The organism is Enterococcus sp. DIV1368b, assembly GCF_050529595.1.
GTDB lineage: Bacteria > Bacillota > Bacilli > Lactobacillales > Enterococcaceae > Enterococcus_B > Enterococcus_B mundtii.
This window is the reverse complement of the sequence record NZ_CP172883.1, coordinates 2,403,901-2,425,046: the sequence shown is the minus strand read 5'-3', so window position 1 is coordinate 2,425,046 and position 21,146 is coordinate 2,403,901. Positions and strand designations below refer to the sequence as shown.

At 38.3% G+C, this 21,146-nt stretch carries 17 protein-coding genes and 1 riboswitch; of the genes, 14 read left to right on the top strand and 3 right to left on the bottom strand.

What is annotated here, in order from left to right:
• Positions 1 to 201: 201 nt before the first annotated feature.
• The 9 genes from IGJ19_RS11140 (at position 202) to IGJ19_RS11100 (ending at position 9,204) form a co-directional block, all read left to right on the top strand.
• Positions 202 to 1,536, top strand: a complete 1,335-nt coding sequence (locus IGJ19_RS11140; protein WP_071867193.1) for a PTS sugar transporter subunit IIC — start codon at positions 202 to 204, stop codon at positions 1,534 to 1,536.
• A gap of 24 nt (positions 1,537 to 1,560) precedes the next feature.
• Positions 1,561 to 2,649: a DUF871 domain-containing protein gene (locus IGJ19_RS11135; RefSeq protein WP_430604015.1), complete on the top strand. Its 1,089-nt coding sequence runs from the start codon at positions 1,561 to 1,563 to the stop codon at positions 2,647 to 2,649.
• Positions 2,650 to 2,658: 9 nt separating this feature from the next.
• Positions 2,659 to 3,771, top strand: a complete 1,113-nt coding sequence (locus IGJ19_RS11130; protein ID WP_430604013.1) for an amidohydrolase/deacetylase family metallohydrolase — start codon at positions 2,659 to 2,661, stop codon at positions 3,769 to 3,771.
• Positions 3,755 to 4,855, top strand: coding sequence for a DgaE family pyridoxal phosphate-dependent ammonia lyase (locus IGJ19_RS11125; protein WP_071867190.1), 1,101 nt, complete (start codon positions 3,755 to 3,757; stop codon positions 4,853 to 4,855). The genes IGJ19_RS11130 and IGJ19_RS11125 overlap by 17 nt, the downstream gene beginning before the upstream one ends.
• A gap of 5 nt (positions 4,856 to 4,860) precedes the next feature.
• Positions 4,861 to 5,610 (top strand): 2-dehydro-3-deoxy-phosphogluconate aldolase, encoded by a 750-nt coding sequence (gene dagF / locus IGJ19_RS11120; RefSeq protein ID WP_071867189.1) that lies wholly within the window; start codon positions 4,861 to 4,863, stop codon positions 5,608 to 5,610.
• A 2-nt stretch (positions 5,611 to 5,612) separates the two neighbouring features.
• Positions 5,613 to 6,620 carry a sugar kinase gene (locus IGJ19_RS11115; RefSeq protein WP_430604010.1) on the top strand — a complete coding sequence of 336 codons (1,008 nt, stop codon included), beginning with the start codon at positions 5,613 to 5,615 and terminating at the stop codon, positions 6,618 to 6,620.
• A gap of 835 nt (positions 6,621 to 7,455) precedes the next feature.
• Complete coding sequence (locus IGJ19_RS11110; protein WP_195514235.1) at positions 7,456 to 8,031, top strand: TIGR00730 family Rossman fold protein; 576 nt, start codon at positions 7,456 to 7,458, stop codon at positions 8,029 to 8,031.
• A complete protein-coding gene (locus tag IGJ19_RS11105) occupies positions 8,031 to 8,471 on the top strand; it encodes a nucleoside 2-deoxyribosyltransferase (protein WP_071867187.1) in 441 nt (146 codons plus the stop codon). Before IGJ19_RS11110 ends, IGJ19_RS11105 begins: the two co-directional genes overlap by 1 nt.
• Before the next feature lie 16 nt (positions 8,472 to 8,487).
• Positions 8,488 to 9,204, top strand: a complete 717-nt coding sequence (locus IGJ19_RS11100; RefSeq protein WP_010734707.1) for a deoxynucleoside kinase — start codon at positions 8,488 to 8,490, stop codon at positions 9,202 to 9,204.
• Positions 9,205 to 9,376: 172 nt separating this feature from the next.
• On the opposite strand, the gene IGJ19_RS11095 is transcribed toward IGJ19_RS11100, so the two are convergent.
• Entirely contained in the window at positions 9,377 to 9,559 is a 183-nt protein-coding gene (locus IGJ19_RS11095; protein WP_071867185.1) for a hypothetical protein, read from the bottom strand.
• Between the two features lie 352 nt (positions 9,560 to 9,911).
• Positions 9,912 to 10,328 (bottom strand): hypothetical protein, encoded by a 417-nt coding sequence (locus tag IGJ19_RS11090; protein WP_071867184.1) that lies wholly within the window; start codon positions 10,326 to 10,328, stop codon positions 9,912 to 9,914.
• A 304-nt stretch (positions 10,329 to 10,632) separates the two neighbouring features.
• Here IGJ19_RS11090 and IGJ19_RS11085 point away from each other — a divergent pair, with 304 nt between their 5' ends.
• The 4 genes from IGJ19_RS11085 (at position 10,633) to IGJ19_RS11070 (ending at position 16,313) form a co-directional block, all read left to right on the top strand.
• Positions 10,633 to 12,027, top strand: a complete 1,395-nt coding sequence (locus tag IGJ19_RS11085; protein WP_071867183.1) for a glycoside hydrolase family 1 protein — start codon at positions 10,633 to 10,635, stop codon at positions 12,025 to 12,027.
• 192 nt (positions 12,028 to 12,219) lie between these two features.
• The gene (locus IGJ19_RS11080) at positions 12,220 to 12,768 is read left to right on the top strand and encodes a hypothetical protein (RefSeq protein ID WP_080674330.1); all 549 of its coding nucleotides are present in this window, start codon (positions 12,220 to 12,222) and stop codon (positions 12,766 to 12,768) included.
• A 312-nt stretch (positions 12,769 to 13,080) separates the two neighbouring features.
• Positions 13,081 to 15,159 carry an LTA synthase family protein gene (locus tag IGJ19_RS11075; RefSeq protein WP_430604006.1) on the top strand — a complete coding sequence of 693 codons (2,079 nt, stop codon included), beginning with the start codon at positions 13,081 to 13,083 and terminating at the stop codon, positions 15,157 to 15,159.
• 287 nt (positions 15,160 to 15,446) lie between these two features.
• Positions 15,447 to 16,313, top strand: coding sequence for a helix-turn-helix domain-containing protein (locus IGJ19_RS11070; RefSeq protein WP_430604004.1), 867 nt, complete (start codon positions 15,447 to 15,449; stop codon positions 16,311 to 16,313).
• 181 nt (positions 16,314 to 16,494) lie between these two features.
• Here IGJ19_RS11070 and ndk read toward each other — a convergent pair whose 3' ends face one another.
• Positions 16,495 to 16,929 (bottom strand): nucleoside-diphosphate kinase, encoded by a 435-nt coding sequence (gene ndk / locus IGJ19_RS11065; RefSeq protein ID WP_010734714.1) that lies wholly within the window; start codon positions 16,927 to 16,929, stop codon positions 16,495 to 16,497.
• Between the two features lie 143 nt (positions 16,930 to 17,072).
• Positions 17,073 to 17,245: riboswitch (M-box (ykoK) riboswitch) on the top strand.
• Between the two features lie 341 nt (positions 17,246 to 17,586).
• Between ndk and mgtA the strand changes: the two genes are divergently transcribed.
• Positions 17,587 to 20,235, top strand: coding sequence for a magnesium-translocating P-type ATPase (mgtA, locus tag IGJ19_RS11060; protein WP_071867180.1), 2,649 nt, complete (start codon positions 17,587 to 17,589; stop codon positions 20,233 to 20,235).
• Positions 20,236 to 21,146 lie beyond the last annotated feature (911 nt).

The following is a 21,146-nucleotide window of genomic DNA, read 5'->3' as shown; positions in this document are numbered from 1 at the left end:
TTTTGTGGATGGCGCCTTGTTTCTCGAAGAGGTTACTTCTGTTCCCGCCGTTTATTCGGTTTCAGGTGGTGGGAGAGGCTGATTGTCTCAGTCTCTTTTTGTCAGAATAACCATATATTTTAATGAAAATGTTTACATTATATCATTAATATGATATCTTTTATTTAAACATTATAATGTTTAAATAAGGGGGAGTAACAAATGGATAAATTTGTAGGGTTGATCGAACAAAAAATCATGCCTGTTGCGAATCGGATTGGTACACAGCGTCACATGACAGCGATTCGAAAAGGAATCATTGCGACAATGCCATTAACGATTGTTGGTTCATTTTTTACGATATTGTTGAACATCCCGATTGCGTCGGTCGCGGCAGTCATTGAACCATATCGGGCAATTTTAGATATCCCATTTCGATATACAGTGGGGATCTTAGCTTTATACGCCACATTTGGGATTGCCTCTTCATTAGCAAAGAGTTATCGTTTAGATTCATTAACTGCCGGTATTTTAGCTTTGATGTCCTTTCTGATCGTAGCTGCGCCACCAACTCAAGTGTTGGAAGATCTTGAAGGGATAACCGCTGGACGCTATATCAATATTGCAAATCTTGGTTCAGGTTCTTTATTTGGGGCAATCGTAACAGCGATTTTGACTGTAGAGATCTATCGTTTCTTTATTGAAAAGAAAATCACGATAAAAATGCCAGATGGTGTGCCGCCAGAAGTGACGAATTCATTTGTTGCATTGATCCCAGGAGCAGTGATCTTGATTTTCTTTTGGGTCATCCGTCATTTGCTTGGCTTTGACTTGAATGGTTTCTTGAGTCAATTGTTGATGCCACTTAAAGGCGTGTTAGCAGGGAACAGTTTATTTGGTGGACTACTTACGGTTTTCTTGATTTGTTTCTTCTGGGTATTAGGGATTCATGGACCGGCTATCATGGGACCGGTGATTCGTCCGTTTTGGGATATCTCGATTGCTGAAAATATCGACGCATTCAATGCAGGAACCAATGCACATGATATGCCAAATATCTTTACAGAACAATTTTTACAATGGTTTGTCTGGATTGGTGGGGCAGGTACGACTCTTGCATTAGTCGTGCTATTCATGTTCTCCAAATCCAAGTATCTGAAAAGCTTAGGACGTCTGTCGATCCTTCCTGGTTTGTTCAATATCAATGAACCAATGATTTTTGGGGCACCGATCGTCATGAATCCAGTATTGGGCATCCCATTTATTGTCGCACCCTTAGTAACGACAACAATTTCTTATGTCCTTACGGTAAGTGGTTTAGTGCCAATGATGGTGGCACGGTTGCCTTTCGCGATACCAGCGCCATTTGCGGCTTGGATGAGTACCAATTGGAGCGTCGCTGCGGGTGTCTTAGTCGTGTTCAACTTCTTTATCACTTTAGCGATCTATTATCCATTCTTCAAAGTATTTGAGAAACAACAGCTGGCACAGGAGAAAGAAGAAGAACAAGCAGAGCAAGCCTCTGTCCAGATCACAGATGGTATCACGAACGAGTAAATAGAAAAGAAAGCAGGAGTTAATATGAAACGTTCACTAGGAATCTCTCTTTATCCTGATCACAGCAATCCGCAAGAAGATCGTGCCTATCTCGAAATGGCACATAAATATGGATTTACTCGAATTTTTATGAGCATGCTAGAAGTGACGGAGGGAACAGAACAAGTCAAACAGAAATTTCAACAATTGATCGAATACGCTGCATCACTTGGGTTTGAAACGATTTTAGATGTCGCACCAGCGATTTTCGAACAGTTGAATATTTCATATGATGACATGAGTTTCTTTCATGAATTGGGTGCAGATGGGATTCGTTTAGATTTAGGCTTTGATGGCAGAAAAGAAGCGCTACTGACTTACAATCCTTACCAGTTAGCAATTGAATTGAATATGAGCAATGATGTGGCTTATTTAGAAAATATTTTGAGCCATCAAGCGAATACCCCTTTTTTATACGGGTGTCATAATTTTTATCCTCAAGCAGGAACTGGACTTCCTTATGAATTTTTTGAAACATGCAGTCGCCGATTTAAACGCCAAGGCATCCGTACTGCCGCTTTTATTACTTCTCAAACGGGCACAATCGGTCCTTGGGATGTGAACGATGGCTTACCAACATTGGAAATGCATCGCCAGTTAGGTGTTGTTCCAGCGGCTAAACATTTATTTGCGACTAATCTTATCGATGATGTCATTATCGGCAATGCGTATGCTTCAGAAGAAGAGTTGCAAGCGTTAGGTGCAGTTGATCGGTATCAGACTGTTTTTGCTATTGAGTTTCTTCCTCAGACCCATGAAGTCGAGCGAGGAATCGTTTTGAACGAGCAACACGTTCGCAGAGGAGATATCACGTCGCAAGTGATCCGTTCAACAGAAGTGAGAAAAACGTATCAGGCTGATGCTAATCCTCCTCATGACAATGAAGAAATGTTTCAAGTGGGAGATGTCGTTGTTGGAAATGATCGCTTTGGGAAATATAAGAATGAATTGCAGATCGTATTAACGCCACATCAAGATCCAAGAAAAAATAAAGTGGGTGCCATTGTGGCGGATGAACAACTGTTACTATCCTTCGTCCACCCTTGGTCAAAATTCAAATTTAAAGAAAAGTAGGCGTTTGTCATGTTTGATTTAATTATAAGAAACGGCAAGGAGTTAGGCAAAGAACCTGTTGATATCGGTGTGAAGAACGGCAAGATCGCCTTGATCAGTAAGTACATCGAAGAATCCGGGAAACAAGAACTGGTACTTACAGATGAACAGTATCTCTCTGCAGGGTGGATCGATGATCATGTCCATTGTTTTGAAGAAATGACATTATATTACGACTATCCCGATGAAATCGGTGTGGATAAAGGGGTAACCACGGTCATTGATGCTGGAACGACAGGTGCGGAAAATATCCACACATTTTATGAACATGCAAAGCAAGCAAAGACAAATGTTTTTGCTTTACTGAATATTTCAAAATGGGGAATTGTGGAACAAGATGAGTTGGCAGATTTATCAAAAATCCAAACAGATCTGGTTCATCAAAAACTAACAGAATTGCCTGATTTTATTGTAGGACTAAAAGCTCGGATGAGTAAAACAGTCGTGGGGGGAAATGGGATCACGCCTTTAAAGTTAGCAAAAGAAATCCAAAAGCAAAATGCTGGATTACCATTAATGGTCCATATCGGTTCTGCGCCTCCACGTTTAGATGAAATTTTAGCGCATATGGGAAAGAATGATGTGATGACCCATTGCTTCAATGGAAAGCCTAATGGCATCATTGATCCAGCGACCAATGAAATCAAATCCTTCGTCAAAAAAGCCATTGCTGACGGTGTGGTGTTCGACATTGGACATGGGACCGATAGTTTCAATTTTGATGTGGCAGAAACTGCGCGCCATGCGGGAATCAAAGCCGATTCGATCAGCACAGATATCTATATTAGAAATCGTAAAAATGGTCCGGTATATGATTTAGCAACGACGATGGAGAAACTCTACGTTGTCGGTTATTCTTGGCAAGAAATCCTTGAAAAAGTGACCAGCGCACCAGCGAGACAATTCAACCTAGCGACAAAAGGCAACATCAAAGAAGGCTTTGATGCAGACTTTACGATTTATAATTTTCTCGATCAAGAAAAGCAATTGACGGATTCGAATGGCAATACACGAACGACCACACAGCAAATTATTCCTGTAAGCGTTATTATTGGAGGTGTCAGTTATGACTGTGAATCATGAGAAATTTGGCTTGAATGAAGTGATTAATGCTTCTGGTCGAATGACGATCTTAGGCGTGTCCACTTTGAGCGAATCGGTGTTAGAAGCCCAGCGTTTTGGGGGCGAACATTTTTTTGAAATGGCTGAATTGATGAAGAAAACCGGTGCATACTTGGCAAAACAATTAGCAGTAGACGATGTTCAAATCGTTTCTTCCGCATCTGCTGGAATTGCGCAATCCGTTGCTGCGGTGATCGGTCAAGGATCGATGTACCATGTGCATCACCCTTATGACGAAACGATCAAACGCAGAGAAATCATTTTACCAAAAGGTCACAATGTCGATTACGGTGTGCCAGTGGAACTAATGATCCAACAAGGTGGTGGACATGTCATTGAGGCAGGGTATGCCAACCAATGTTCACCTGACCACATCGAGGCGATGATCACCGAGCAAACAGCAGGTATTTTGTACATCAAAAGTCATCATACCGTCCAAAAAAGTATGTTGGATGTGGCAGAAGCGGTAACAGTGGCTAATAAATATGAACTGCCTTTGATCGTTGATGCAGCAGCCGAAGAAGACTTACTTAAATATACCGCATTAGGCGCTGATCTAGTGATCTATTCAGGTGCCAAAGCGATTGAAGGTCCAAGTGCAGGGATGGTGATTGGTAAAGATCCGTTCGTTTCTTGGGTTCGTCTGCAATCACAAGGCATTGGTCGATCGATGAAGATCGGCAAAGAAAATGTTTTAGGCTTTGTCCAAGCAGTCGACGATTATTTGATACACGGTAGTGAATCAGGTGAATCGATGAAAAAAAGAGTTCAGCCATTTGTCGAAGCACTTGAAAAGTTGCCAGGTATCAAGGCTAAAGTCGTCCAAGATCCAGCTGGGCGAGAAATCTATCGTGCCAGTATCCAAGTCGTTACAGGCTCTGCCAGGACGATCATCGAGCAGCTAAAAGCAAAAGCCCCAGTCATTTATACCAGAGAGTACCAAGCGAACAATGGGATCATTGAGTTCGATATTCGCTCAGTGACGCAAAAAGAGATGGAACAGATCATCCAACGTTTAAATGAAATCTTACAACCAAAGGAGTAATCATGATGTCATTGACCCCAAATTATCTTGAAGATAGAATCTGTTTGAATGTGCTAGCCAATTCTGTCGAAAATGCAAAAGAATGTTATGAAGCAGCCGAAGGGCATATCTTATTAGGTGTTTTATCTAAAAATTATCCGAGTGATGATGCAGCTATCACAGACATGAAAAAATACCAAGAAGCAACGAGTAATGCGTTATCGATCGGCTTAGGAGCCGGCGATCCAAAGCAAAGCCAGATGGTGACTCGCTTGGCGAAAGTATTACAACCGCAACATGTCAACCAAGTTTTCACAGGTGTTGGCGCTTCTCGTGCGGTCTTAGGACAGTCAGACACGATCGTCAATGGTTTAGTTTCTCCGACTGGAAAAGAAGGATACGTCAATCTTGCAACTGGTCCTTTAAGTAGCCAAGGCCCTGCTGCGATGGTGCCGATCGAAACAGCCATTCGTTTGTTACAGGATATGGGTGGAAGCTCGATCAAATATTTTCCAATGAAGGGATTGGCGCATAAGAAAGAATATGAAGCTGTTGCAGCAGCTTGTGCAGCGTTTGATTTTTATTTAGAGCCAACGGGTGGAATTGATTTAACGAATTTTGAAGAAATCGTTCAGATCGCATTAGATGCAGGAGTCAAAAAAATCATCCCCCACGTCTATAGTTCGATCATTGATCCAGAGACAGGTGATACTCGTCCACAGGAAGTCCGTCAGTTGTTGGCTATGATGAAAAAATTAGTGAAAACAGGTGAGTGACCATGAAAATCGGTGCATTTGGTGAAGTGATGTTGAGGCTGACACCCCCTGAATATCTGATGTTGGAACAAACGCACACTTTGCGTATGGCTTATACTGGAACAGGTGTGAATCTAGTTGGTAATCTAGCACATTTTGGAGTGGAAAGTTACTTGTTGACGGCACTACCAGCCAATCGTTTGGGAGATGCAGCGTTAGCTAATTTGAAGAGTTTAGGCATCAATACCTCCTATGTCATTCAAAAAGAACAACATATCGGCACTTATTTTGCTGAGATGGGCTATGGAATCAGACCAACAGAAATTACCTATCAAAATCGTAAAAATAGTTCTTTTGGCTTAGCTACAGTGGCTGATTATACCATCGTGGACTTTATCGATACAGTAGATTTAGTCCACATCTGTGGCATCAGTTTGAGTTTGAATGAGCATTCAGCGGAAGTGGCACTTGCTGTAGCAAAAACAGCGCATAGGAAAGGGAAAAAAGTTTGTTTTGATTTTAATTTTCGTCCGAGTCTAAACCAAGAGCCAGATAAAAAAAGAGTGATGAAGGAACGTTATCAAGAAATACTTCCCTATTGCACGGTCATCTTTGGTTCTGTTCGTGATTTGTCTGAATTGTTAGAGAGGCCGATGGACCTTTCCAGTCATTCTGCCAAGATTCGTTCGTTTCAAGAATTTTTAAGTGATTACCAAATCGACTGGTTTGCTGGTACGACACGGCAATCAACCAGTGAAAAGAAACAACTAAGTGGCTATCTGATGACTTCGAAAGAATGGATCGAAACAGAAGCGTATCCACTGGATAGTTTAGATCGTATCGGAGCAGGTGATGCCTTTGCTGCGGGGATTTTATTAGGCTATAGTGAGAATTGGTCATTGGATCGAACCGTCCAATTTGCATTAGGTAATTCACGCTTAGCCCACACGATCCAAGGGGATGTGCCACTGACGACCAGAAAGCAAGTGGACCAATTATTGACGCATCCAACGATTGATTTGAATCGATAAAATAAGTTATACAAAAAACTGGGCGAAAAATGGTACAGTTTTTCGTAGCTTTTCAGATTCGCTTGACTCTCTATCTGGGAATCAGTATCATAAATGGCAGATAGAAACAGTCAAATAAAAAAGGCCCCCCAATTTTTAGTGGCAGCTAAAAATTGAGGGCTTGAGTAGTCAACGCATTGACCAATCAAGTTTGCCATAGTCAATGGAAACCATCGACCGAGTTCATTGTATCGAATCTTAAAGGAGATTGCTAGCTTTTTTGTCGATTAAATGAATAAAATGTAGGGGCTTTTATTTACTGTGCCAAAAGAGGAGGGACAATCGTGCCCTCTTCTTTTTTGTCCAACACGTATACCCAAGGACGATTGATCAAACAGTAAGTCTGAAAGAACAAGTAATGATCCACAACATCGTTTATTGCTTTTTTAAATGCTTTCTTATCAATGATCAAGGCAAGTCATGCGTTTTGACCTCATGGATCGTTTGACTGTTTTCTATCTTCTATCGGATCAGCCGTTGAGAATTCGTTGATCGATACAAATAAAAATAACAAAAGAAACAAAATGGATTTCTTTCTTCAACAGAAGTCAAATGTTATTCGCAAGAAAGTCGAAAGAAAGAGAATATCACAAAGTAAGACCATACGTTTTTTTAGTTTTTAGTTATTTAAAAAATGGTATTAAAACATAATATATTGAAATTTCACCCGAAGACAAAACACTATATATAGTGTTTTTTATTTTGCATAACACTAAAATACAACTAAATCTAGTCTTTTATTTTAAAAAAACAAGAGTAGAATAAGGGTAGATCGATTAGTAAGGATGTGTTTTTTTTGAAGTTGACTATTTTTTGTGGTTCACGTTTTGGGCAAGATCAGAAGTATCTTCTGTTAGCTGAAACGATTGGAAAATATATGGCAGAAAAACAAATTGAATTGGTTTATGGTGGCTCAGATTCGGGTATCATGGGTGTTTTTAGTCGCACGATCTTACAAAATGGCGGACGAGTAACAGGGATCTATCCAGTCGGGCTATTTTCTGAAGAATTACCAAAAACAGATGTTACCACGTTTATACCAACGGAAACGATCGATAAACGTAAGGAACTACTATTCGAAAAAGGGGAGGCAGTGCTGGTGTTTCCTGGAGGACTAGGTACACTCGAAGAATTTTCGCAGCTACTCTCCTGGATGGCGATCGGCTTGATACCAGAAAAACCAATTGGTATCCTTGATGTTCATGGGTATTATTCAGGATTGAAAGAATTGATTGGGAATTTCGCGAGAGAAGGATTTATGGCTGAGAAATGGCTCAACCATCTTTATTTTTCAAATGATCCTTTTGAGCTGATCAATCAATTATGTGCAACAGAAAAACAAACGAAATCAATGATGCAGGAGATTAAATAATGAGTTATATTTATTTAGCAGGACCTTTCTTTTCAGAGGAACAAATCGAGCGGATTGCTCAGGTTGAAAGGGCATTGACTGCCAATCCAACGGTGGATAGTTTCTACTCACCAAGACACCATCAACACAGTAATTATGAGATGTTTAGTGGCGGCTGGGCGCAAGAAGTCTACGAGAGAGACATGAAAGAACTTGCCTCGGCAGAGCAAGTCGTAGCAATCCTAGATTTTGAACATCAGACGATCGATCCTGGCACTGCCTATGAATTAGGCGTTGCCACGATGATGGACAAACCGATCATCATTTTTCAAGAAGAAACGGTACCAACTAATTTGATGATCACACAAAGTTTACATTCATATGTAAAAACGTTCGAAGCGATCCAAGCATATGATTTTAAGATGTTACCCAAAAGTGCTTATAAAGGCGAATATTTATAGAATGAGAAGGGATTAGATGTCAGTGATATTGATTTCAGGAACAATTGGCGCAGGAAAGAGTAGTTTGACCGATATGCTTGCCAAAAAGATTGATTCAACACCTTTTTATGAAAATGTAGAGGACAACGAGGTACTACCTTTGTTTTACTCTAATCCAGAGCAATATGCGTTTTTATTACAAATCTTTTTTTTGAATAAACGATTTTTAGCTATGAAAAATGCATTGAACCATGATGATAACGTATTGGACCGTTCGATTTATGAAGACAGTTTATTGTTTCATCTAAATGCTGATCTAGGTCGTGTGTCAGATATTGAAGTCCAACAATACGATAACCTCTTAGATACGATGCTTCATGAATTAGATGATGTTGCACCTAAAAAAAGACCCGATCTACTCGTGCATATCAAAGTCTCTCTTGATACGATGTTGGCACGAATCAAAAAACGTGGGCGAGACTATGAACAATTGGATAGTGATGAAACGCTTTATCAGTATTACCGCTCATTGAATGAACGGTATGATCAATGGTACGAAGACTTTGATGTTTGTCCAAAAATCCAAATAGATGGTGATGCCTTTGATTTTGTTGAAAGACCTGAAGATGCACAAGTCGTGATAGAGCAGATCCAAGCAAAATTAGCTGAATTAGAAGAACAGCAGTCTGGAAGTTACTATACCGACAATCAACATGCTAAAGGACAGCAATTAGATTCGTCAGGTGCTATGTAAGGCGAGACAAAAGCAAAATTCGCTTTTGTTTTCAACCTGTAACTGAATAAATGCTGGAGCTAGAAGTTATCTCTTAAAAAATAAGGCAACAACTACAAAAAAAGGAAGAATGATTTTTGTAGTTGTCGCCTTATTTTTAGAGACTAAACACTTCTGTTCCGCGCTCTTTTTTTTAATTATTTGTTTCTTTGTTCGACTCTTCTCGGTTTGTAAAAAACTCAAAAGGTTGATTCGAACCCTCGATCATTTTATGGCAATGGTCACAAAAATTGGCTCTTCCTTGGTCGTTGATCTCTGTGTGTACATTTTGGTTCGTCGTACAGGTACAGTAATCTTGAGTATTTGCTGTCTGCATATTCTTTCTCCTTAGTATATCAAGTGCTTCTTTACTATAGCAGAAACACAGGATAGAAACAAAATTAATTAAGAAAACTTAGAATTTTTAGCGATTAGCACGTGTCAGAAAATTGACTCATCATTGTGGGCTTTCATAGTGAAAAATGGCTAAAAGATGCACGATCTAATGAAAAGAAACATGAGTGGGACAGCATATTCTAAAACTGAATAAACGGCGGAATAGAAGTTACCACTTCGAAAAATAAGGTACCATCCACAAAAATTAGAAGAACAACTTTCGTGGATGGCGCCTTAATTTTCGAGGTTAAACATTTTTGTCTCGACTGTTGCTTTTATGTTGTGCACTCACACTATAACGTATAGATATTACCTTCTTCATCTTCTATACGAAAATTACCGATTTTTCTAAAATGAAAAGTCTGAGTCGAACCGTCTTTTTTACCAACAATCGTATACTCCTCATTTTCAGTTGTGATCTTGACATCGGTTAACACGATTTTCTCTGGAGATGCGTTTGCTGTATCAGTTTCAGACTCAGCATATGTTCGTGTCCATTCCATCGTGTCATCTTTAAATTTGATCTCTGCATTGGCAAGGTCCATGTTTTTTCGGACCTTCAGTGTATAGGTGCTATTTGTTATATCAGATTTATCCGCCTGAAAAGTGGTCGTATTCGTTGTTTCTTCCGTTGAGTGATTTGATTGATTACAGCCAGAAAAAGCGAATAAGGCAAAAATCAACGAAAAGTAAATCAATGTTTTTTTCAAAATAATGCCCCCAGTTGATTGGATAAAGTGATTATACCATTGAATCCAGCAACATGAAATAAATGGCTACAAAAAGTAAGTTTTTGAAGCGATTGGTGTTTTAGAGTGGTTCTAGGAGAAGTTTGCTGGGAAGTAAAGTAAACATTTTTAGTCTCATTGATTCAATTTTATTATTTATCTTAATTGGTCTAGTCTTTTTTTGGAAAACGGTTTATAATAATGATTGTAAGCGGAGAAAACGTTTGCTGTATTGTGATATGCGACATAAAAAAACATAAATGAAAAGAATCAACGAGGTGCAAAAATGACAACATATCAATTTCCAGAAAAATTTTGGTGGGGTTCTGCAGCAAGTGGACCACAAACAGAAGGACGGATACCTGGCGATCATAAAGGAGACAATATTTTCGATTATTGGTTTTCCAAAGAGCCAGAAAAATTCTTTGATCAAGTCGGTCCGGAAAAAGCGTCGCAAGTCTATACCAAATATAAAGAAGACGTCCAGTTGATGAAACAAACCGGACATAATTCATTTCGGACATCTATTCAATGGAGTCGCTTGATTCCAGATGAAACAGGTGCAGTCAATCCCCAAGCAGTCGCATTTTACAATAGCTATTTTGATGAACTGATTGCACATGGTATTGAGCCATTTGTTAACTTGTATCATTTCGATATGCCGATGTACCTTCAAGAAAAAGGTGGTTGGTTAGCTCGTGAAACTGTCGAAGCTTATGAAACGTATGCCAAAACTTGTTTTGAATTATTTGGAACGAAGGTAAAAAAATGGTTCACGCATAATGAACCCATCGTTCCTGTTGAAGCTGGTTATTTATATCGTTGGCATTATCCTGAAGAGTCGGATATGAAAAAAGCAGTTCAAGTTGGCTATCACGAGGCACTATCTTCTGCTTTAGCTATCAAAGCTTATCATGAAACAAAACAAGACGGTAAAATCGGGATCATCTTAAATTTAACACCTAGCTATCCAAGAAATGAGAACGATCCTGCCGATGTGAAAGCTGCGCAAATCGCCGATGCCTTTTTCAATCGCTCATTTTTAGATCCCGCTGTTAAAGGAGAATTTCCACAAGAATTGATCGAGATCGTAACCGAGCTAGAGATTCTTCCGGACATGCAAGAAGAAGATCTAGCAATCATCAAAAATAATACGGTAGATCTTTTAGGAATCAATTATTACCAACCACGTCGTGTCAAAGCCAAAGAAACAGCAGTCGATACAACAAACGGCCCAATGCCCGAAGATTACTTTGATAACTATGAAATGCCGGGACGTAAAATGAATCCTTATCGCGGGTGGGAGATTTATGAAAAAGGTATTTACGATATTTTGATCAATGTTCGAGACAACTACGGCAACATCGACTGTTTTATCTCAGAAAACGGTATGGGTGTTGAAAATGAAGCCCGCTTTATTGAAGCTGACGGAATGATCCATGATGATTATCGCATCGAATTTGTCCAAGAACACTTAAAATATGTGCATCAAGCAATCGAAGAAGGTGCGAACTGCTTAGGTTATCACATGTGGACGTGTATGGATAACTGGTCATGGACGAATGCGTATAAAAATCGCTATGGCTTTATTTCAGTCGATCTAGCTGATGGCAAACGGACGATCAAAAAATCTGGCTACTGGTTCAAAGAAGTAGCTGATACAAATAGTTTTTCTATTTGATTAGAAATTTGTTCTTTTTTGAAATTTTTTAATTTTAAAAATGATCCCGAGATTCACGATGATCTCGGGATTTTCACTTTTATAAAACATTAATATGTGTTATTTTTTATCTTTTTCTTTAATTTCTTCGCTTAACGTTTCATTTTTTGTATATAATAGATTAGGTAAATTTGAATGGGAGTGGAAGAAGGTATGCGAAAAAAAAGGCCTTTTCTTCTCTTTTGGTTAATTGGCTTTTTTATAATACTTATGTTATCCGCAGTATTTTCTGGTAAAATGACCGCTGATCTTGCGCACAAAGAACCAGAAACAACCATTGCAAATAAAGCTTCAGTAGATGAATTCAAAAAAGAATTTTCAACCTATTGGTGGGCGGACTACGAAGTTGTAGCGAACTATGAAAAGGGAGAATTAGAGATTTATCTGCCAAAAGACAAGGAAAAAAATCAATTCATCAATGTGAATGATGTATTAAGTGCCATTTCAATCAGGCAAGTCCAACACGGAGACAAGCACTTGAGTGTGCTGCTTTTGACCGAAGATAAACAGAAAGTCGCACGGTTAAAAAATGGAAAGGTATCTTCTAGTTATTCTGAAAAAGTAGACCCAGAAATGGTCAATCAACGCTTGACTGAATGGCGGAAGACGACAGAAGAAATCCAAGAAATAACTGAAACCACCACCTCTTCCTCTGAAGAGACGTCCAATACGACTAATTCTAGTGTAGTAACTGGACCGTAACAGCAACAAGCGCATAAACAAGTGAAAAAAGTTCAAATTTTCGAACATAAAAATATTGAGATCAGCTAGTTGAAGAGTTGGCGCAAGAAATGTTCAGCTCTGATCAATAAGGCGGAATCTAGGCAAATTAAAGCAATTTGCCTAGATTCCGCCTTGTTTTTGAAGCATTTACTTTCCGGAAAGCAGAAAAGCATCTGTAGAACACCAGTTATTAATTTATAAAAAAGAGTAAAAAATCAGACTTTTTTAGCAAAAACGAAATGTTTAGGAGCAAAATAGACAGGAACAATAATTTAGAGAGAAGTGGTGACTTTGACACAACTAAAAAAAATTGGCCAACATCAAGTACTCATCATTTTGATTGCTGGCTTTTTCTTTTGGATGAAAACGATTTTTGCTTACTACACTGATTTTTCTTTAGGCGTAGAAGGAAGCATCCAAACGTTTATTTTATGGATCAATCCAATAGCAACAACACTATTATTTTTTGGTATTTCCTTGTATTTTAAGAAAGTCAGAACAAGTTTGATCGTTTTATTTATCATCGATTTTTTAAACACATTATTGCTATATTTGAATATTATTTTCTATCGTGAGTTCACCGACTTTATTACTGTTAAATCAGCACTAGGTTTCTCCAAGGTTTCCCAAGGATTGTCTGGTAGCTCTTTTTCTCTGATGAAGCCACATGATATTTTATATTGGATCGATATCGCTGTCTTTGCTTTTTTGCTGATTCGCGTATTTATAAAAAAAATACCATTAAAGGCACCCCCTGTGCGTAAGCCAGTGGCGGTTGCGGTGACTTGTTTGTCTGCTTTGATCTTCTCTGGGAATCTGGCAATGAGTGAAGCGAATCGCCCTCAATTATTGCAACGGACATTCGATCGTTCTTATATTGTCAAATATCTTGGACTTGATGCCTATACGATCTATGATGGGATAAAAACAGGGATCACTAGTAGTGTCAGAGCGCACGCAAGCAGCAATGGCTTAGATGAAGTTCTCGATTACACCAAATCTCACTACGCTGCTCCTGATCCAGAGATGTTTGGACTTGCAAAAGGAAGAAATGTGATCGTATTGCATTTGGAAAGTTTTCAACAATTTTTGATCAATATGAAAGTAGATGGACAAGAAGTCACTCCTTTTTTAAATAGTCTCTTTACCGACCAAGGAACAATCAGTTTTGATAACTTTTTCCATGAAGTTGGCCAAGGGAAAACTAGTGATGCTGAAAACATGTTGGAAACTGGAACGTTTGGGTTGCCTCAAGGTTCGTTGTTTACAGAATTAGGTTCAGATAATGTGTTCCAAGCTGCTCCAGCCATCTTGGATCAGACACAAGGCTATACCAGTGCGGTTTTTCATGGGAATGTCGGTAGTTTCTGGAATCGTGATCATGTATACAAAAATCTAGGGTATGATAATTTCTTTGATCGCTCATATTTCGATGATTCAGATGAGATGCTTGGCTATGGTATTTTAGATAAAAATCTATTTCGAGAATCCGCAAACTATCTCGAACATTTGCAACAACCATTTTATGCGAAGTTTCTTTCTGTCACGAATCACACCCCTTATTATACAGATGACAAAAACTTTGATTTTCCTTCGTTGAATACAGGAAATAGTACCGTTGATAATTATGTGCGAACGGCTCATTATTTAGATCAGTCTCTCAAACAGTTCTTTACTTATTTGAAAGCTTCTGGGATTTATGACCATTCGATGTTCGTGATTTACGGGGATCATTTTGGTATCTCGAATACGGACAATAAAGACCTTGCTTCAGCACTAGGAAAAGATCCAGAAACATGGGGCGATTTTGATAATGCGCAGATGCAAAGAGTACCGCTGATGTTCCATATTCCAGGTTATACAAAAGGAACAGTCAAACATGAGTATGGTGGTGAAATCGATGTTTTACCAACTTTACTCCATTTATTAGGAATCGAGGATAAAAATTATATCCATTTTGGTACAGATTTACTTTCACCTCAACATGATCAAGTCGTGGCATTTAGAAATGGAAATTTTGTCGCGCCGGATTACACCGTACTAGGTGGAAAAATCTATGATACGAAAACAGGGGCATTACTTGAAGAAAACCAAGCAGCGGAACAAAAAGTCGCACAAGAACAAAATCAGGTAAAAACAGCTTTGAGTCTTTCTGATAAACTCAATCAAGAAAATCTCTTGCGATTCTATGTGCCAAATGGATTTACGACGATCGATCCTGCAAAGTATGACTATAAGAATCAAGTGCAACGGAATCAACAAATTGAAAAAGAAAAAGGTGCAGCCTCAACAAGTGTCTATTCTAAAAACCATGATCAAACGACAACCAATCTATACCCCGCAGAGGATGGATTGGCGGACAAACCATAGACATGGCTAGATGTCGGTGAAGGAGCAAGCTAGCTAAACGCTTCTTTCACAACCTATGATAAACGGTGTTCAGGTCAAAGCGCTTCTTTCACAACCTTACTAAACTTCTAAAAAGTTGTAATTTTCACTTTTTAGAAGTTTTTTTATTGTTCTTCAAATATTTTTTTTATTTATGCGTACTTAATTAGTGAATGCAATAAATATTTCGATAGTTAGTTCTCTTTTTCGGTTGTTGTTCTGACGAAGAGGATCTTATTGGAAAATGCACACACTAAAGGAGGCATATTATGCACGATGGAGAATTGATCAAAAAATTACGGGTAAGTCGCAAGTTGACACAGTCACAATTGGCAGAGGGAATCTGTTCAAAAACTTCGCTTGTGGGGATCGAGAATCGTACGATCAAAAAAATTTCTTTTTTAACACTGATGGCATTCCTTGATCGATTGAATATCACACTTACTGAATACGAATCGCTACGAAATCAAGTGGAAGAACCACGGAAAACGAGAAAAACACGCAATCTATTGAATAAAGTACAGGAGGAAGATTTTGATCCCTACAAAGAAATTGCCGACAATCGCAAGCAATTTAAGCGAACGGCTGATCTTTACTATCTTGTATTGAATATACATATGTATTGGAAATCAAGTGTGAAGCCAGATATCCAATTGGAATTTTTGGGATATGAGATACGAATGATCGAAGATTACTTTATGAAAATGAAAGAATTTGGTCGATATGAACTAGACTTATTAACAGAGTTTCCCTTTATTTTCAGTGATTCCTTTATCGAAAACAATTATTTGAAAATTAAAAAAAGAATGCGTAAAGCAATGAAGTCAGGTTATGATCAGTGTTTGTTTCTTTTTTTGAAGAATTTGACTGTCTATTATATCGACAAAAAAAGATATAAAAAAGCACGAAGTATCAATGAAGATATGTATCGTTGTCTAGGTTTGAAATCAAAGACAGCAGTCATTTACGAGAGTTTGATGTCCGATTATTATCGTCGATTGATCGCCACAGCTTTAGGGGAACCCATCAAAAAAGAGGAATTTGAGTCATTATTTGCAGTGATCGAGTATACCTTAGGCAAAGAAGAGCGAGATGAATTAGAAGAAAAACTATGGTCTATCCAAGCACAACGCTAGAGATTTGGTGAGAGCGGCTATTTAGTGGGTATTTGACTTAATACAAAAGGAAAACCAGTCCCTCTAGTATTGAGTCAATACTCTCACTAAACGTGTGACGTATGACCCCTATCAGAAGGACTGGCATATCAATATTTTGATCAAAAAAATGATGCACATAAAAAGTCAGTGATCAAAAAATTCATTTTTTCGCATCTTCTACTTTCTTTGTATCGAATGGCGGAAAGAAACGTGTGATCTCAGTATTGGCTGCATCTCGTGAATCCGAAGCGTGAATGATATTTTCTGTTCCAGGTAAGGCAAAGTCGCCTCGGATCGTCCCAGGAACAGCATCGGCTGCTTTTGTTGCACCGACCATTTTGCGTACGAGATCGATCACATCTTCACCTGTTAATACCAGATAGACGACTGGACCAGAAGTCATATAGTCGATCAAGTCATCGAAAAAGCTTCGATTAGATAGATGTTGATAGTGTTCTTTTGCTAGTTTTTCAGTCATCGTCGCGAATTTCATTTCAGCGATTGCGAATCCTTTTTCTTCAAAACGCTGGATGATTCGGCCAATCAAATGACGTCTTACCCCATCAGGTTTGATAATAACAAGTGTACGTTCCATATCCTTCACTCCGATCTGTTGTGATAAGCTCATTATACCTAGAGAAAGAAAACATGACAAACGAATCCCTTATAGTTTCAATTTTTTTGAAAATGTGTTTGACATTCCAGCCAATAGTTGTTACATTAGGTGAGGAAAAACTGAATAAGATTTGTTAGGTGAGGCTCCTATACAAACATAGGCTACTGCCCAAAAATGTCGAGAGACGCCAATGGGTAGAACAGGAATTGTCGAGATAAGGCTTTTCATAAGGTAGCTAAAAGCTCTTTTGCTTTTTACGTTGTATAGTGCCAAAACTCAACGAGTAGATCATCCATGCTTTTTTTTGTGCACTTTTTTGACCTTTCGCTGAGTTTTGGCGAAAGGTTTTTTGTTTCTCACCAATCTGTTTTTTCAAATAAAAAGGTGTTAGAGGGTGATCAAGTTGGGAAGTTGAAGTATCCAGTAGTAGGCCAAGGAAGTAATTTAAGTAAACGAAAGGAGATGAGAACAAATGGATGAAAGTCCGGTGTACAAGGAGACAAAGGGTTGGTATGTTGAGACTATTATCTATCTGTTCTCAGCGCCTTTAAAACACTCTGTCTCCGTTGATTAGATAAACGATCAAGCGCACAGCGATATAGTATGTGCTTGATAAGATCAAAGGAGGAACACGAGATGGAAAAAAAGAAAGAAACAAGAAAAGTCTACGCTGGTTTTGCTAGTAAAAATAAGCAACAGTTATTTGACTTATTTCAAACAACACAAAAAGGCTTGTCTTCAGAACAAGTTGAAAATTTAAGAGAAACTTATGGAAATAACAGTATTTCATATGGAAAGAAAACGCCGTTTATTGTAGAAGTGATCAAGGCGTTTATCACCCCTTTCACATTAGTATTGATTGCTTTAGGAATTATTTCTTTTATCACCGAGTATCTATTAGCTGCTCCAGCAGATAAAGATTTGTTCGGTGTAATCATTATTTTTGCCATGGTGTTAGTCAGTGGCACGATGACCTTGATCCAATCCGTACGTTCGAACCAAGCTGCTGAAAAGTTGAAATCATTGGTGAAAGTAACAGCTGCCGTAAAACGAGATGGTGAATACAAAGAAATTCCTATGGAGGAAATTGTTTGTGGCGATCAAGTTCGTTTGTCAGCGGGAGATATGATCCCAGCAGACATGCGATTGCTTTCTGCTAAAGATTTATTTATCTCACAAGCGGCATTAACGGGTGAAAGCTATCCTGTTGAGAAACATGCGACTGTGTGCTCTGGAAGAACACAAAGCGAAACGAGTTATGAAAATATTGCATTCATGGGAAGTAACGTGATCAGTGGTAGTGCAGAAGGTATCATCATCTCTGTCGGGAACGACACGATGTTTGGACATGTGGCACAAAACTTGTCACAAAAACCGATAAAAACAAGCTTTGAATTAGGTATCCAAAAAACCTCAATGTTGTTGATCAAATTCATGGCATTGATGGCACCAACTGTGATCGTGATCAATGGATTTACAAAAGGAGACTGGTTAGAAGCATTCTTGTTTGGCTTATCAGTCGCTGTTGGGTTAACACCAGAAATGCTACCGATGATCGTTACGACAAATCTGGTCAAAGGTGCCAGTGCCATGGCGAAAAAAGGAACAGTCATCAAAAATCTGAATGCCATTCAAAATTTTGGCGCGATCGATGTCCTTTGTACAGATAAAACAGGTACATTGACTCAAGATAAAATTATTTTAGAATACCACATGGATTGTGAAGGAAATGAAAATGACCGAGTACTGCGCCACGCCTATTTGAATAGTTACTACCAAACTGGATTAAAGAATCTTTTAGATGTTGCCATTATCGATGAAGCAGTTGAGACGTTAGATACAGAGAAGATTCGTTATCAAAAAGTAGATGAGATCCCCTTTGATTTTGAACGTAGAAGAATGAGTGTCGTGGTGGCTGACCCAGCTGGGAAAACGCAAATGATCACAAAGGGTGCGATCGAAGAAATGTTAAGTATCTCTTCATACATCGACCTTGGTGGTGAAGTCAAACCATTGACTGCTGAACAAAGAGAAACAGTTTTGGCGAAAGTGAAGGACTTGAATGAAGATGGTTTGCGTGTGATCGGTGTCGCACAAAAAACGAATCCAAGTGTGGTTGGAGAATTTTCAGTGAAAGATGAGTCAGAAATGGTCTTGATTGGCTATCTTGCTTTCCTTGATCCACCAAAAGAAACAACCAAACAAGCCTTGAAAGCTTTGAAAGATCATGGTGTTGCTGTAAAAGTATTGACGGGTGACAACGAGTTGGTTACACGTTCTGTTTGTCGACAAGTAGGCTTACAAATCAATGAATTGATCACTGGCGAGAAAATTGCTGAGATGTCTGATAAGGAATTAGGAAAAGTTGCTGAGGCACATGATGTCTTTGTCAAATTGAATCCGCAACAAAAAGCACGATTAACCACCGCCTTACGTAACAATGGCCACACAGTAGGTTTTTTAGGCGATGGTATCAATGATGCACCAGCAATGAAAGTGGCAGATATCGGTATTTCAGTAGATACAGCAGTAGATATTGCGAAAGAATCAGCGGATGTTATCTTGTTAGAAAAAGATTTGATGATTTTAGAAAAAGGATTATTGTCAGGTAGAGAGACTTTCGGCAATATTATGAAATACATCAAAGCAACAGCTAGTTCAAACTTTGGAAATATGTTTTCTGTCTTGGTAGCTAGTACATTCCTTCCATTTTTACCTATGCTACCGTTACAAATTTTATTTTTAAATTTGATTTATGATGTATCTTGTATCTCATTGCCATGGGATAGAATGGATAAAGAATATTTGCATGAACCAAAAAAATGGGAAGCATCAAGTATTGGCAAATTTATGGTGTACTTCGGACCTACGAGTTCCGTTTTTGACATCACGACCTATCTGTTGATGTACTTTGTGATTTGTCCAGCAGTGGTTGGTGGAAGTTACCATACGTTGACTGGCTCACAACAAGTTCTATTTATCGCATTGTTCCATGCTGGTTGGTTTGTTGAATCTTTATGGACCCAAACCCTAGTACTACATGCGTTACGGACACCTAAAGTGCCTTTCTTGCAAAGTAATGCCACTTTTATTATGTTTTCAATTACAACATTAGGCATTCTAGTAGGTTCGGTTCTTCCATTTACTAATTTTGGTGAAGGACTAGGTTTGTTACCATTGCCAGGTAACTATTGGATCTGGTTGATCGTGACAGTTATTGCATATTTAGGACTAGTTACATTCATGAAAAAAATCTATATCAATAAATTTGGAGAACTATTGTAAAAGAAAGTCTTTTCTGCACTTTAGTACGAGGATTTGAGCATCCTTCAGGTAAAATTTCAATAAAAAATCATTCTCCATTTAAATGTTTCAATTATTCTATAAAATTCTCGTGAATCGTTGCATAGTCACATCAATAGTAAAACACTGATAGATTAGGTATTTTAGATACCTGATCTATTTTTTTATCTGCGTTACTACAAAAGTCAAGCACTCGCGTAAGTTATATTTAAATGATTTTTCAAAAAAGAATAAATTATATTTAAATATAACGGAAACAAGCGTTATACAATATGTTTGAACGATTGTTTAAAAGCAATCTATTATTACCCGTTGTTAGCTATTGTTATGTTGGATAAAGAAAATCTATGATTCGATGAAGACTCAAAATGCTTGATTTTAAGAAACACTAGATAACGATAAACCATTGATATAGCAGTTCGATCAAACATTGAATCAAATGGATCATTTGTCTCATTTCTTGACTCGCAACGGGATAAGGGGGCGAAGAATGGATCAATTGAAGCAATCCGACGGGGAAATACTCTTGGAAAATACGATCATAAGAGTATGCTGGGAATCGTGGCTTCAATAGAAGCGGGAATGATATATTGTCGCAGTTACTCTAAGCAGATTTAAGCGAATAACTAATTATTAGTGAGTGTAGTTGGGGTTGCGGTCACGAATAGTTGTGCTATCGTTTTTAAAAAAATAGCTGTTTGTTTAGATCAGTAGCTAATACTGTTAAGACAGGTAGATAAAATTTTTGTTACAGAGGTTTGAGTAGAAAACAGTGGAGTCTAAAATTGATCCTTTGAGGTCGGAACATAAGTGTCTAAAAGAAATAAGCCATCATTCATGAAAAATTGTATTTTACAAATTTTTATGAATGATGGCTTATTTATGAAAATGGT